Source organism: Paenibacillus glycanilyticus (assembly GCF_030161375.1).
Taxonomy (GTDB): domain Bacteria; phylum Bacillota; class Bacilli; order Paenibacillales; family Paenibacillaceae; genus Pristimantibacillus; species Pristimantibacillus glycanilyticus_B.
In genome coordinates this window covers 375,582-388,239 of the sequence record NZ_BSSQ01000016.1, presented here as the reverse complement: position 1 = coordinate 388,239, position 12,658 = coordinate 375,582, and the positions used below count along the sequence as shown (strand labels likewise).

The window sequence follows — 12,658 nt, the reverse complement described above, 5'->3', positions numbered from 1 at the left end:
TTCTTACTTCGTAAGCATTCGCTTAAAGAATTGCCACATTGTGACCTGATACAGGTCAATCGTGGTGATTCTTATTTCGTAAGCATTCGCTTAAAGAATTGCCACACAGTGACCTGATACAATCTAAGGCAGATCGATCAGCATAACAAACGCCGGAACTTCGGCGGATAGTATATAGTCAGGCTCGAATTCAGCTCGAACCGAATCTTTGGGACCAAGTGCCATACCGTTCAGGTTAAGCTCGCCTTCCAACACCATAATAAACGCGCGGCGGCCCGTCTTCTGGTTGAAGAGAATCCGTCTGCCCTGCTGCAGGCGGCCCAAATAAATGGTCATGTCCTGATTGATGCTGGCCGTACCGTCAGCCCCATCGGGCGTTACAACCGGCACCAGCGCATTCTGAAGCTTCGCATCGTCATAGCGGGACATCTCGTAAGAAGGCGCAACACCTCTCTCCTTCGGCATAAACCACATCTGCAGAAAACTGCCCTCTTCCGTATCGGAATCGTTATATTCGGCGTGAATAATGCCGGTGCCGGCAGACATGCGCTGAATCTCGCCAGCGGCCGTTACTTCCGCGTTGCCGAGATTATCCTCGTGCTTCAGCCGGCCCGTAATCGGAATGGTTACAATCTCCATCTCGCTGTGAGGATGGGCGCCAAAGCCGCGTCCCGGCGCAATAACGTCATCGTTAAGCACGCGCATGACGCCAAAACTCGAGTTCTCCGGATCGAAATACTCGCCAAACGAAAAGCTTTGCGCACTACGCAGCCATCCAAGGTCGACGGCATGGCGTGCAGTTGCCGGAAAAAGTTTCATCATGAACAATACGCCTCCTTTTATTCAAATCAATTATTCAGTTGTATGTAAGGGTAATGGTGAAAGAGGTTATCGGGCATTCTAACGGCAGAAGCTGATTAAAAGGGGTGCAATGGGCGATGGACAACAAGGAAGATCTTGTGACAGAGAGAGATATCGATCCGAAATTCGGCTTATTTACAGAGGAGGAGCCTAACATCGTCTTGCCGGATCTAACAAGCAAGCTGATCGAGAGATATCCGACAAACAGCAGGACAGCGCCGCCTCCAAGCGGACCGTCGGACGGTTCGCGTTAAAGGCACTTATTTAAGTATAGCATTTTGGGGCATGCCGCAAACACCCCTTTCAGGGAATAGTTCACTAAATACTTTAAAAAAAGGACGCATGACCTGTCCGCGACAGGCGATGCGTCCTCTTCTTATTTCGCTGGAACAGCGGGCGTATCCGCTACCGGAGTTGCGGGCAGCGTAGGATAGAGCCGTTTGGATACCAACGTCTGAACAATCATAAAGACGCCCCCGACAACCCAATACAGCGGTACGGCAGCCGGCGCGCTGAAGGAGAAGATCCCCATCATAACCGGCGAGAGAAGCCCCATCACAGCCATCTGTTTCTTCTGGGCAGCGTCTACGCCAATCTGCGATACGCGGAACTGCACATAATAAATAGCGGCGGCCAGGAAAGGCAATACGTGATCCGGAGTTCCTAACTGGAACCAGAGGAACGAGTGCTGAGCAAGCTCCGGCGTCATTTTGATCGCATAATACAGCCCGGTCAAAATCGGCATTTGAATCAGCATCGGCAAGCAGCCAATCGCCATCGGATTGAACTGATGCTTGCTGTAGAGTTCCATCGTTTCTTTTTGCAGCTTGGCTTGATTTTCAGGCGTTTTTTCTTTGTATTTCTCTTTGATCTTGTTCAGCTCCGGCTGAATAAGGCTCATCTTCTGCTTCATGCCCTGCTGGCCTTTATATTGGCGAAGCATCAGCGGCAGGAGCACGATCCGCACGAGCAACGTCATAATAATAACGGCAATGCCGTAGCTACCGCCAAAGAAAGACGCAATGTGCTGAATCAGATAGGAGAACGGAAACACGACGTAATGATTGAAAAAGCCCGGCGTATCGGAATCAATCGTTCCTTGCGCGCCGCAGCCGCTGACGATAACCAGAATCGCGATTGCTGCTAGAATTCTATATTTTTTAGTAAATGCGGTGAATGCATTGTTTGTGTGTGTGCCCATATTGGCCTCCTCGTTTTGTGTGCATGCTTGGCATTATTCACAAACGAGTGAAGACAATCGGCTGAATCACCATCCGGCGCTTCTTTTCTTTTTATCCTTCTGGCGAGCCAGTGCTGAATCCGCTCAAAGCGGCTAATCATAACCACAACGGGAACGACCGGCTCCCACACAAACCGCTTCAATACGGTGCTAAATTCCGCATCCGCGCTCTGATGGGCGAAATACGCTACATAAGCGAGTGAACATAAGATGCTGATCGAGAAAAAGTATGGGATTAAATCCTGTAATTCCAACAATGCATTTCACCTCCTTCAAAGAATTGCGCCTTTCATTGGCTACGCCAATTGGCACCGTTCTTACTTCGCAAGCATTAGGCTCTCTATTACGCTAATTAACCGGCAAACGTTTCTTCTCCCGGCCTAAAGTCTAGTTTCAGTCCGTTCTATAGACGGTTAAGGCGGCTATCATGCCGCGCTACAATAACTATGACTATATTATCACATTGGAGACAGGTTGACCTCCTAGGCTTCTTGGAATCCGATGAACTATTTTCCGCGGCAACGGCCGGGACGGAGGAATGTAATTATATGTATTTTGCAGCTATTAGCGCGGCGAGGGGTTTTCTGCTTCTCACCCTGCTGCTCGCCTGGATCGCCGGCAACAAGGCATCCCTGCTGCTCTTCAGCAGTACAGAAGCGAATTTGAACCGTAAAGCGCGAAAATTAATGACCTGGGCGGTAGTGTTAACCTTATCCAGCGCCGGCGTTGTTGGCGGAATAGCGTGGCTGATGGCCATAACCGACTCTATATTCTGGCGGGATCGTCTGCTCATTCCGCCGTTGCTTATCGTACCGACGGTTATGATCTGGACGGTTTCCGTTCCCCGCCTCCGCAAAATCCGGCAAGCTACCGGACGGAAGACCAACTCGCCGCTTGATCTCAGGCTGCTTGTCCGCGCATCGCAACCGGCTATCATCGCCCCTTATCAATTCGTTGCGCTAGGCGCTTTAACGGGCATGTACTGGACTTTTACGACAACCGTGCCGTTTGATATATGGAATGGAGCCATACCGCTTATCTTGCTCCTCATCGCCGGCATGGCGCTGTGGCTGTCCCATCTTAACCGCAGTTCCAGAATTAGTCTAGACGGCAAGGCGCCGGCCAATCGTCCGTTCATGCGGTTAATGCGGCGGTTAGCTGTTCTTGTCGTCGCAATAGCCCTCGGAAGCGTCCCGTTCTATAGCGCTCTTAAGGCGAGCCGCCTGCCGGAGACGGTCTCCATGGCGGAAGGGCCGATGGATAACGGCAGCGGCATGTCACTTGCCCATCATAATCATAGCGAAGCCGTTACCGCTTCGGCAGAGCCCGTGAAGGAGATCTCCGTTGACAGTCTGACAGGTCCAGCCGAAGGCAAACCCGATGTATCTTATACGCTGACCGCCGAGAAGAAGACCGTCAAGCTTGCATCGGGGCGAGCCGTAGAAGCATGGACCTATAATGGTCAAATTCCCGGACCGGAGCTCCGGTTCAAGAAAGGGCAGCTGGTCGAGGTCAAGCTTGCGAATAAAGATATCGAAGAAGGCGTTACGCTGCATTGGCACGGTCTTGACGTTCCCAACGCCGAGGACGGCGTAGCCGGCGCTACGCAGAACGCCGTTATGCCCGGCGAAACGCATACGTACCGGTTCGTCGCCGAACAGGTCGGCAGCTTCTGGTACCACTCCCACCAGGATTCGCGGGAAGCGGTGGAAAAAGGGCTGTTCGGCTCGCTTGTCGTAGAGCCCGAAGAAGGGATGCCCGCGGATGTAAAGGACATCACGGTCATGACCCACTTATGGGATAACCATGGAATTGCCATTGGCGATAACGACGGTATCCAGCATATAAAGATTGAGCCCGGAACGCCGGTACGGCTCCGACTTGCGAATACCGACGATTGGATCCGGCAAACCTACAAGCTCCTCGGAACAACGTTCCAAGTGGCGGCCATTGACGGGACGGAGCTGCATGAGCCCGGCAATCTGAATAAGGTCAGCCTCGATCTTATTACGGGCGGCCGGTATGACGTGACCTTTACGATGCCGGACACGCCGGTAACTCTAAACGTCGGGCAAGGCGGCAAGCTTGGCATCGTCATGAGCCCTGACGGCAATGGCGAACTGCCCAAACATGCGCCTAACCTGCCGGTATTTGATCCGACCCATTACGGAACGCCAACCTCCACGCCATTTGATGCAAACAGCCATTTTGACCGGGAGTTTACGATGGTGCTGGATAATCAACTCGGCTTCTTCAACGGCAAGCTGGCGTTGAACTACACCATTAACGGCGAAGTATTCCCGAATACGCCGATGTTTATGGTACGCGAAGGCGAACTTGTAAAGACAACGATCGTAAACCGGGGCGCCGTTGACCATCCGATGCATCTTCACGGTCATCATATGCTTGTGTTATCCCGCAACGGCGAACCCGTTACCGGCAGCCCTTGGTGGACGGATACGCTGGATACCGCTCCGGGTGAAGTGTACGAGGTAGCTTTCGTAGCGGATAATCCCGGCCTATGGATGGACCACTGTCACAATCTCGCCCATGCGGCATCCGGCATGACCATGCATCTGATGTACGAAGGCATTACGTCGCCTTATACCGTCGGGACGGCAACGAGTAACCATCCGGAATAATAAGCAAAGACGCGCGCAGCTTCTTCCGGGAGCTGCTCCGCGTCTTTTGTTATTGCATTTCGCCGCCTAGCAGCCGGACAAACGAAGCAAGCGGCTGCGACATCCATTTGCGCGGATGAATCAAATATTGAAGATCAAAGCGAATTTCCGGATGGACAAACGGCAACGCGCGCAGCAGCCCCTTCCGGATATCTTCCGCCACGACCATTTGGGGCAGCAGCGCAAGGCCAAGCCCGTTAAGAGCGCATTGCTTCACTGCTTCCGGATTGCCAAGTTCGAACAATGCGGTATAAGCAATTCCATTCTCCTTCAGCACCTTCTCGAACATGCCCCGGTATACGCAGCTTTCCTCCGACATAATAAGCTCCATTCCGTTCAGATCATGAAGATCAATCTGCGAATGCCCGCATAACGGGTGATCAACTGGCGCAACGAGCAGCAGCGGCTCTTCCCGAAGCGTCTGGCAATTAAGCGCTGCATCCGCCGGCTTGGCATCAAGCAGCAGTCCGATATCGTATTCGCCGTCTTTCACTTTGCTGATGATCTGCGATTCGCGGTCCGGCTGAAGCTGAATGGTCAATTCCGGAAAAAGCTGACGCAACCGCTGCAAATACGGCGGAAGGAAATACGCCGCAAGCGAATCAATAGCCCCGATGACTAGCGTGCCTCCCGCATAACCCGCAACCAACTCCTTCGACTGCCCGTACAGCTCGAGCATTTGAACGGCTAACGCAAACAGCTTCTCGCCTGGCGGCGTTAGCCGCATTTGCCTGCCGTACCGCTCCAGAAGCGGTGCGCCATACTCTTTTTCCAGCTTCTGAATTTGAATCGTAACGCTGGATTGCGCATAACCAAGCTCTTCCGCCGCCCGCGTAATACTCCGTTTTCTCGCCACTTCGCAGAAGGTCTGTAAATAAACTAACTCCATAATCTGGCTCCAACCTTTCGATTATGAAAATTATTGATGATAAGCATGAATAACTATAGATAACTGTAATACTTCAGGCATGCTACAGTAAAGACAGAGATCGCACAACCATACGGGAGGCGTTGCAATATGCTGAATGAGCAAGATTTGAAAGGGATTTTTGTGCCTGTGGTTACCCCGCTGCTGGAAAGCGGAGATTTGGATTTGGCTTCATGGGAACCTTATTTGGGGAAATTGCTTGAGGATGGCGTGAGCGGCATTGTCGTTAACGGTACAACCGGCGAATCCCCCACGGTGACTTTAGATGAATTAGCGGCCCTTACTACAGCAGCCAAATCCGTCTGCCGCAAAGCTGAGCGGCCCGTTATCGTAGGTACCGGAACAAACGATACGGCATCCACCGTACGCAAAACGGCATTCGCCGGCGAGCATGGCGCGGACGCGGCGCTTGTCGTTGTTCCTTATTACAGCCGTCCTTCACAGGAAGGCATAATTGCGCATTACAAACAAGCAGCCCGTACCGGCCTCCCCATTATTGCTTACGAGGTTCCTTCGCGTACGGGAATACGACTAGCGCCGGATACGGTACGAACCATACTGGAGATCGACGGCGTAATCGGTCTAAAAGACAGCTCAGGCGGAATCGACCTGATGACGGAGCTTGCCCGGAGCGGCAGCCACAAGCCTGTCTTATGCGGGGAAGATGCCTATTTCCATGCCATGCTCAGCACCGGCGCAGCCGGCGGCATGCTTGCCTCCGCTAATATTCGGACCTCTTCGTTTATCGAAATATATGAGCAGTTCGGGCAAGGGCAACTTGAAGCTAGCCGAAGGTCTTTCGGCGCGTTGCTGCCTCTAATCCGCTTGTTGTTCCAAGAGTCTAATCCTGCACCGCTCAAATGGCTGCTGGCCCGGCAAGGCCGCATCCAATCGGATGAACTCCGTCTCCCGCTCACTCCAATCTCCAATGAGCTACGGGAGCAGTTGGCATCGTGGATCTAGCCATTAGGCAGACGGGATCATATCCCATAGCGGAGAATGCGTAAAACCTTCCATTGACCGGATTTTGTAACTAGGCTGCTTGCTCCCCAGCTCGTCCATATTGGCTTTTCGGTCTATCGGCTTTAACTCCATAACGGCAACTCCATTGCCAACCGCATGGTCAATGCCTGCCGCAATGGCGGCAGCATGGCCGCAGCGGCCGGATAAATAGATGACTCTAACCCGAACATCCGCCGCGCAAAACACGCGAAGCATATCGGCAGAACGGTCTGTACTATGATTATCTACAAATATAAATTCATAACTGGCGGCGGTAGGTTTCATAATATGCTTCAGGCGCTTATAGGCGCCAAACAACACTTCCTCGTCATTACATACCGGAACGATAATCGAGTAGGCAACAGGCTGACGTGTCATTTTCCCCATCCCCTTCGAAACAAAAATGTGCTCCATACTGCCATTATAATTGACGCAGCTTAAATCTCCCTTAATTTAGTATAGGTAAGCGCTTAACATTTATGTCAAATATAGCACGGAATGCCTGATTCGCATATAGCCCCCGGTCCGCGTGTTTTGCTATACTAACTGCAACGAAGGAACCATGAAAAAAAGCTTATACGGAGGGATTAGCATGGCAATGTTGTATAACCGGCTGGGAGGCAGCGGGCTGAAGGTGTCCTCGCTTGGACTTGGGACAAACTCCTTCGGTTCGCGGGCAGACGAAGCAGCTTCAGCGCGTATTCTGCATACGGCGATCGACCGCGGCATCAACTTTATCGATACGGCCAATATTTATTCCGGCACGGCTTCGGAATCCATCATTGGAACAGCCCTTGAAGGCAGACGCCATGAGGTTGTGCTCGCTACCAAAGCGGGCTTGCCAAGAGGGGATGGCCCTAACGACAAAGGTTCTTCCCGTTATCATCTGATGCTGGAGCTCGAGGGCAGTCTGAAACGGTTGAAGACCGATTATGTCGACTTGTACCAAATCCATACCTTTGATCCGGAGACCCCGCTGGAAGAAACGCTGCGGGCGCTTGAAGATATGGTGAGCTCCGGCAAAGTCCGTTATATCGGCGCGTCAAATTATGCGGCATGGGAGCTTATGAAAGCTCTTGGCATTAGCGACCGCCTAGGCCTGAACCGCTTCGTCTCGACTCAAACAAGCTATTCGCTTGCCGACCGGACGCCCGAACGGGAGCTAGTGCCGCTATGCCTGGATCAAGGCGTTGGCATTATTCCTTACTTCCCGCTGGCAGGCGGAATACTGACGGGCAAATACCGCGCCGGGGAAGCCGCGCCGGAAGGTTCGCGCGCCGCGACCAACCCGGGCTTCACCCGCTTCTTCGCAGGCAGCAACCTGGCGCTAGGCCATCAAGTTAGCGAGCTGGCAGACAAGCTGGGCTGCTCCGCGAGCGTGCTCTCCCTTGCATGGCTGATGAAGCAGCCAGCCGTTGCCACCGTCATCGTAGGCGCTAGCCATTCCGATCAGCTGGAGCATAATCTGGGCAGCGTTGAACTTGCGCTTGATGCCGAGGCTCTGGGCGAGCTGGATACGTTAAGCCGACCGTTCCGAAACGGCGAGCCGTTTGCCGTATACCGCTTGCCTTAACGAAACCCCATAAGCTTATTAGCCTCAAAAAACCGCAGCTCTAATTGCTAACGAAACACAGACACGTTATTGCCGCTTATTGAACGGCTATACCGGTTACATTGGACAAATAGCGATACAAGGATTCGTTAGAATCCAGAACCAGCTGCAAATGGACGAATGAGACTACCAAGATTCGTTAAAACAACTATACGAAAAGGCCGTTCCCGCAAGCAGTGCGTGGGGACGGCCTTTTTTTCACGCCTGCTCCGGCCAGCCTTTCCGCTTCCGCAAGATGCCGATGAACACCTCGGCTGCCTTCGTATGCTGCTGATGGTGCTGGGTAAGCAACGAAAATTCGCGTTCAACCGGCTTGCCGCCGATCGTTAGCTTGCTGATGGTCCCCAGCGATATTTCCTTGCGGACTGCCCAATGGGACAAGAGTGAGATGCCAAGACCCGCTTCAACGGACTCCTTGATAATCTGCGTACTGCCAAACTCCATTCGGGAAGATGGATTCAAGCCCTGCTCCAGAAACATCCGCTCCGTTACTTCCCGCGTTCCCGAACCTTCTTCACGGACTATCCACGTCTCCTGCCGCAAACTTGCGGCGCTGACATCCTCATCCTTGCCAAATCGATGCGACGACGATGTCACCACATACATAAGATCCCTGGCAAGCGATTCCGCGTGCAGCTTGTCATGTTCAAGCGCGCCCTCAACGATCCCGATATCGAGCTGCCCTCCGGCTACAAGCGAACTAATTTCTTTTGTATTTCCAATCGTGATCGTTGGTTTGATAAGCGGATAATGATGCTGCAAATAAGCGATGGCATGGGGCAGAACATATTCGCCGAACGTATAGCTCGCACCGATGGATAATGTTCCGCTGGCGGTATGCATCAGATCGTCCACCAGCCGCTGCATGCGCGTATATAAACCTTCAATCTCCTTGCCATGCCGATAGACGATCTCGCCTGCCTTGTTTAACCGGACGTGCTTATTGCTCCTGTCGAGCAGCTTGGTTCCGATACTGTTCTCCAGCGCCTGTATATGCTGGCTTACCGCGGGCTGGGTCATATGAAGCGCCTCGGCGGCGCGCGTGAAATTATGTTTCTCTGCAACGGTCATAAAAACAAGCAACGATTGATCCATAGCTACTCGCCCCAATCATAAGTTAATAATTATGACAATGATTATAACTATTTATTTTTCTTATCGTAAAGTCTGGCGTATGCTTTACTCATCAACCACTTACCTGCCGAGGTGATAACAGATGAGTATACTAACCATTCCTAAAAATAAACGATTCCTCCGTTACTACCCGCTCTTGCCATGGCTCGCCGGCCTCTTTCTAACAGCCGCCATTGCAACGGCCGCTTATGAACTGGCCCGCCTGCCCGGACTGGACCGCATCGGCCAGATGGCGATCGCTCTTGCCGGTACCATTATTGCCCGTCAATTTGTTGGTTATCCTGAAAAACTCCGTTCCGGCATTGGGTTCGCCTCCAAATATCTGTTAAGACTAGCGATCATCCTATGCGGACTACGGTTAAACATCAACCTGCTGCTTCACCAAGGCCCTGCTCTCTTGCTCCAGGGTGCGGTTACCATCATTGTTGCCTTAGGTCTGACGCTTGGGATTGCTCGCCTCTTGAAAGCAGATGCCCCTCTGTCGCTGCTGCTTGGGATCGGAACCGGCATTTGCGGAGCGGCAGCCATCGCTGCCGTATCGCCCCTCGTGAAAGCACGGGAAGAAGACACCGCGATTAGCGCCGGTCTAATTGCCTTGATCGGTACGGTCGCCGCTATCGGCTATACCTTGCTGCAGCCGCTGCTTCCGCTTAGCGCGGAACAATACGGGATATGGAGCGGCCTGACGCTCCATGAGATTGCCCACGTGCCTTTGGCTGCCGCCGCGGCAGGCCAAGACGCCGTGAATGCCGGCCTGCTCGCCAAGCTAAGCCGGGTACTGCTGCTTGTTCCGGTCAGCTTTATTCTCATGCTGATTATGAAGCGCAGAGGCGCAGGCGGTCCGGGAACGGCAGTATCCTTCCCTTGGTTTCTGTTAGGCTTTGCGGCTATGAGCCTGTTCGGCAGCCTGACGCCAGGCACGCCGCTCGAATTGCCTGCTCCCACAATGGATCAACTACTCAAAGCCCCTTCTTTCCTGCTTACGATGGCTATGGTCGGACTTGGTTTAAATGTTGATTTCCGCGCCTTAAGAGCCAAGGCCCTGCGTCCTCTGGCCGCAATGGCAGCCGCTACCGTCCTGCTCTCGGTTATGACCTACCTGCTGATCTTCTATATCTACTGAAAAAAAGCTGACCGCTCCTCCTAAATACGGGGAACGATCAGCTTCTTCTTATCCTTGCAGCGCCTTGCGCGCGCTTAATATATATTTGGACTGATCCAGCGGATTAACACCGCGTCGCGTCCGTTCCGCCGATACATCCGCGGGGCATTCCTCGTAACCGGCGAAAAACGTCGCCATCGTGCCGCGTCCCTTCGTCAGCGAGTTCAGCTCCATCGAGTACTCAAGCGACGTTGCCGCCGGCACGCGCCCTTCGATAACGAGCCGGTCGCCTTGCAGCATTGGCGCCTCAAACGTCCCGCGCATGAGAACAATATCATTCATGACGCGGCCGCCGCTTTCTTCCGGCACAACGATCCGGAAGTTTAATACGGGTTCAAGCAGCTTTGTGCCTACCGAAGCAAGTCCGTTCATAATCGCCATTGGCGTCGCGATTACAAAATCAAGCGGATGCGTATGCCACACATGATGCTGGCCTTCAACGAGCGTGACCTTGAGATCAACGACCTCCCAGCCTTTCAGCCCTTGCTGCAGCGCCTCCGGAACGCGCCTTGCCACTTCGTTCTGGTATTGGGGCAGCAGATCCTCCGAGCGGACGAACGCTTCATATTGCAGCCCGCTTCCCCGCTCGCCCGGCTCCATGCGGAAACGCAATATCGCCCAACATGGCTTTGGCATCAAATAAGCAATATAGCCCTCGCCAGGCTGGCTTAGCGTCTCCTTGTAAATAACCGAAGGCTGACCGAACTTCACCTGCAAGCCGTACCGGTTCTCCAATACGGTGGTCAGAATCTCGAGCTGGATCGGTCCCATTACTTTCACATGCAGTTCCCGTTCGTCCTGCAGCCACTGCACGTCCAGCAGCGGATCCTCATCCGACAGCTCTTGCAGCGCCGCGACGACCGCCGGATATTGCTGCTGCTCTGCCCAATGCGCTTGCACCGTAAGCAGCGGTACCGCAAGCCGCACCTCTTCCGGCACGGCATCCGGATCGCCGATAATATCGCTGATCCTCACATGCGACATGCCGCATACGGCCGCGATATCGCCGGCTTCCAGCAAACCAAGATCCTCCGAACGGTTGCCTTCCACCTTGCGGATTTGCGTTACCTTTTCTTCAATGTTCTGCATATGGTTCCGAATCACGTCGCGGTTGCGCATCGTCCCTTCATACAGCCTAACAAAAGCCATTCGTCCCATCGTCTTGTCGCGTTCGATCTTAAACACGATGCCTGACAAAGGGGCTTGCGCATTGCCGCCCGGTTCGGGCAAATAATCGATGACCGCATCCATCAGCTGCGTTACGCCTATTCCCTTGCCCGATGCGCCGTACATCACCGGGAACAACTCTGCCCGCTTCGCCATGCTCGCCGCATGACTTTTCCAATCCTCGGCTTCGCCGCTTATATATCGCTGCAGCAGCTGCTCATCCCGTTCCGCAATCGCTTCCACAAGCGCGGTCCTATCACCCTCGGCGGCATCTGCTCCCCACAAATCTACAGCGCCCGCGAACTGCTGCTCGCTTCCGACCGGGTGTTGCACCTCGATCAAGTCCGGCGTCAGATAGCTGCGTATATCGCGCAAGACCGCTTCCTTGTCAGCGCCAATGCGGTCCATCTTATTGATATAAATAATCGTTGGAATTCGCAGCTTGCGAAGCGCGCTCCAGATCATTTCCGTCTGCGCCTGCACGCCTTCAACAGCGGATACAATCAACACGGCGCCGTCCATGACCCGAAGCGAACGTTCGACCTCCGACAAGAAATCGACATGTCCCGGCGTATCCACCAAGTTGATGTTTGTATCCCGCCAGCTGAAAGAGGTTGTTGCCGCGCGCACCGAAATGCCCCGCTCCTTCTCCACCTCAAGCGAATCCGTCATTGCCGTTCCCGCGTCTACGCTGCCAAGCGCGCGAGTCCGCCCGCTTACGAACAGCATATGTTCCGTCGTTGTTGTTTTCCCCGCATCCACATGCGCGAAGATGCCTACGTTGCGCCGCCTAACGATATCTTTGCCTGTCATCGCTCCGGTTCTCCCATTCTTGCCGCGACTAAGCGGCCTGATGTCCTTGTTCCTTTCC

Annotated in this window: 11 protein-coding genes; 5 read left to right on the top strand and 6 right to left on the bottom strand. The window is 53.5% G+C overall.

The window, feature by feature from the left end:
- Positions 1 to 123: 123 nt before the first annotated feature.
- Positions 124 to 822: a pirin family protein gene (locus QQK89_RS21835; protein WP_284240780.1), complete on the bottom strand. Its 699-nt coding sequence runs from the start codon at positions 820 to 822 to the stop codon at positions 124 to 126.
- Between the two features lie 116 nt (positions 823 to 938).
- Here QQK89_RS21835 and QQK89_RS21830 point away from each other — a divergent pair, with 116 nt between their 5' ends.
- Positions 939 to 1,115, top strand: a complete 177-nt coding sequence (locus tag QQK89_RS21830; protein ID WP_284240779.1) for a hypothetical protein — start codon at positions 939 to 941, stop codon at positions 1,113 to 1,115.
- 122 nt (positions 1,116 to 1,237) lie between these two features.
- Here QQK89_RS21830 and yidC read toward each other — a convergent pair whose 3' ends face one another.
- Positions 1,238 to 2,062, bottom strand: coding sequence for a membrane protein insertase YidC (yidC, locus tag QQK89_RS21825; RefSeq protein ID WP_284240778.1), 825 nt, complete (start codon positions 2,060 to 2,062; stop codon positions 1,238 to 1,240).
- A gap of 587 nt (positions 2,063 to 2,649) precedes the next feature.
- Between yidC and QQK89_RS21820 the strand changes: the two genes are divergently transcribed.
- Positions 2,650 to 4,743 (top strand): multicopper oxidase family protein, encoded by a 2,094-nt coding sequence (locus QQK89_RS21820; RefSeq protein ID WP_284240777.1) that lies wholly within the window; start codon positions 2,650 to 2,652, stop codon positions 4,741 to 4,743.
- Between the two features lie 49 nt (positions 4,744 to 4,792).
- Here QQK89_RS21820 and QQK89_RS21815 read toward each other — a convergent pair whose 3' ends face one another.
- Positions 4,793 to 5,671, bottom strand: a complete 879-nt coding sequence (locus QQK89_RS21815; RefSeq protein WP_284240776.1) for a LysR family transcriptional regulator — start codon at positions 5,669 to 5,671, stop codon at positions 4,793 to 4,795.
- A 129-nt stretch (positions 5,672 to 5,800) separates the two neighbouring features.
- Here QQK89_RS21815 and dapA point away from each other — a divergent pair, with 129 nt between their 5' ends.
- Entirely contained in the window at positions 5,801 to 6,673 is an 873-nt protein-coding gene (gene dapA, locus QQK89_RS21810; protein ID WP_284240775.1) for a 4-hydroxy-tetrahydrodipicolinate synthase, read from the top strand.
- Positions 6,674 to 6,676: 3 nt separating this feature from the next.
- On the opposite strand, the gene QQK89_RS21805 is transcribed toward dapA, so the two are convergent.
- Positions 6,677 to 7,090: a glycosyltransferase gene (locus QQK89_RS21805; RefSeq protein ID WP_284240774.1), complete on the bottom strand. Its 414-nt coding sequence runs from the start codon at positions 7,088 to 7,090 to the stop codon at positions 6,677 to 6,679.
- A gap of 220 nt (positions 7,091 to 7,310) precedes the next feature.
- Here QQK89_RS21805 and QQK89_RS21800 point away from each other — a divergent pair, with 220 nt between their 5' ends.
- On the top strand, positions 7,311 to 8,285 hold the full coding sequence (locus tag QQK89_RS21800) for an aldo/keto reductase (RefSeq protein WP_284240846.1): 975 nt from the start codon (positions 7,311 to 7,313) through the stop codon (positions 8,283 to 8,285).
- 237 nt (positions 8,286 to 8,522) lie between these two features.
- Here the strand turns inward: QQK89_RS21800 and QQK89_RS21795 are convergent, their stop codons facing one another.
- Positions 8,523 to 9,419 carry a LysR family transcriptional regulator gene (locus QQK89_RS21795; RefSeq protein WP_284240773.1) on the bottom strand — a complete coding sequence of 299 codons (897 nt, stop codon included), beginning with the start codon at positions 9,417 to 9,419 and terminating at the stop codon, positions 8,523 to 8,525.
- Positions 9,420 to 9,540: 121 nt separating this feature from the next.
- Here QQK89_RS21795 and QQK89_RS21790 point away from each other — a divergent pair, with 121 nt between their 5' ends.
- Positions 9,541 to 10,581 carry a YeiH family protein gene (locus tag QQK89_RS21790; RefSeq protein WP_284240772.1) on the top strand — a complete coding sequence of 347 codons (1,041 nt, stop codon included), beginning with the start codon at positions 9,541 to 9,543 and terminating at the stop codon, positions 10,579 to 10,581.
- Positions 10,582 to 10,629: 48 nt separating this feature from the next.
- Here the strand turns inward: QQK89_RS21790 and QQK89_RS21785 are convergent, their stop codons facing one another.
- Positions 10,630 to 12,600 carry a GTP-binding protein gene (locus tag QQK89_RS21785; protein ID WP_284240771.1) on the bottom strand — a complete coding sequence of 657 codons (1,971 nt, stop codon included), beginning with the start codon at positions 12,598 to 12,600 and terminating at the stop codon, positions 10,630 to 10,632.
- Positions 12,601 to 12,658 lie beyond the last annotated feature (58 nt).